Source organism: Burkholderia sp. ABCPW 11, assembly GCF_001523445.1.
Taxonomy (GTDB): Bacteria; Pseudomonadota; Gammaproteobacteria; order Burkholderiales; family Burkholderiaceae; genus Burkholderia.
This window is the reverse complement of the sequence record NZ_LOVM01000072.1, coordinates 1-1,568: the sequence shown is the minus strand read 5'-3', so window position 1 is coordinate 1,568 and position 1,568 is coordinate 1. Positions and strand designations below refer to the sequence as shown.

The 1,568-nt window shown below is 67.0% G+C and carries 2 protein-coding genes; both read right to left on the bottom strand.

The window, feature by feature from the left end:
* Positions 1 to 178: 178 nt before the first annotated feature.
* A complete protein-coding gene (locus WS61_RS23925) occupies positions 179 to 1,006 on the bottom strand; it encodes a hypothetical protein (RefSeq protein ID WP_034205621.1) in 828 nt (275 codons plus the stop codon).
* 121 nt (positions 1,007 to 1,127) lie between these two features.
* Positions 1,128 to 1,568 (bottom strand): tetratricopeptide repeat protein (locus WS61_RS23920; RefSeq protein ID WP_059504096.1); only part of this gene is annotated, 441 nt, incomplete at its 5' end.

The window sequence follows — 1,568 nt, the reverse complement described above, 5'->3', positions numbered from 1 at the left end:
GCAGGTCAATGCAATCAGTACAGCGGCTTTCATCGGGGTCCCCTTTCAAACGAACTGGACGAACGAAGCCGGCACGCGCGCATCGCGCCGCACGCACCGACCATCGGGAAATCAGGAATCGCGAATCGGGAAGCGAGACTCGGCAATCGGCCGGCGGCATCCCGCCGGCCCGCCTACGTCAGTTCACCTGCAGCTGGCCGCCGCGGCCCAGCCCGCCCTTCACGTCCTGCGCCTTGTAGCTGCGCAGCGCGACGACCATCTTGTTGTACGCATCGATGAACGCGACGACCGTCGCCTTGCCCTCCGGTGTCGCCGAGAAGCCCGCGAGCGCACCGCCCACGCCGCCGCCGAAGCCGCCCAGCGCCGCACCGTAGTTGGTCGCCGTCGAGCTGCCTTCCGCCGCCGCGATCTGCACCGCCGAGCGCACGTCGAACAGCGTCAGCGTCACGACCGACGCCTTCGTCTGCAGGTGGCCCGCCACCGCCGCCACCGCGCTGTTGCCGATCAGCCCGCCGATCATGCTGCCGATCCCGCCGATCGGCGAGTCGTTGATCACGATCTGCGGCTCCATGTAGTAGTCGGCCGCAACCCGCTGCCCCTTCTGCTGCTTCGAGCCCGCGCGGTATTCGCCCGAGTTGCGCTGCAGTTGCGTGATGCGCGACAGGCGCGCGTCGCTCTTCTGGTTGCCGATCGACGTGATCACGAAGCAGTTCGACTGCTGCACCGCCAGACGCAGCAGCGGGTCGATCGTCGTCATCTTGGTCGCGCTGCCGAACGGGCCCCACCAGTCGGCGTTGCGGCCGTCGTCCACCGCGATCGTGCCGAGCGGCGACGTGCAGCGCTGCAGTTGCGAATCGGCGCCGGCGCTCGCGCCGCCCGCCGCCGCACCGGTCACGCCGGCGTTCTGCCCGCCGGGCGTCACCACGCCGCCGCACCCCGCGACGGACGCGCCAAGCGCTGCAACCAGCGCACCTTGAACGAGACGTTGGGAAAGATTGGTCTTCATGTCGTTGTCGATCGATTAGAGTCGTTGTTCGGCTTATGTGTTCGTGCGAACTTCGATAAGCCCCCCGGCGTAGCGCGCGATGGTGGTCTCCCCGCGGCTGCCCCCGTTGCTCGATGCCCGGTCAGTAGTACCAGTACGTCTGCTGCCAGACGCCGTAGTACGGATAGCCCGAGTACCAGTAGCCGTAATAGACGTCACGCCATTGCGTGCGCCATTTCCAGTCTTCTTCGTCTTCTTTCTTCGCCTTGCGTGCGAGGTCGAGCAGCTTTTTCGATTCCTTGTCGCCGCGGCCGGCCGCGATCGACAGCCACTTCTCCGCTTCGCGCGCATCCGAGCCCATTTCCTCGAGGCCGAACAGGTAGAAACTGCCGAGCGCCTTCTGCGCGTTCAGGTCGCCGCGTTCGGCGGCCTCGCGCATCCACTTGAGCGCCTGGTAGCTGTCCTGGCGCACGCCGTCGCCGCGGAAGTAGCGCAGGCCGAGGTCGTAGGCGGCCTTCGGCTGGGTTTTCGCGGTTTGCTTGAGCGCGGCGATGCGCGGATCTTCGCGGTCTTCCGCGTCGTC

Bases quoted from the DNA above. Each gene is read 5' to 3' on its own strand.
- WS61_RS23925 (WP_034205621.1), bottom strand. From the start codon at position 1,006: ATGAAGACCAATCTTTCCCAACGTCTCGTTCAAGGTGCGCTGGTTGCA.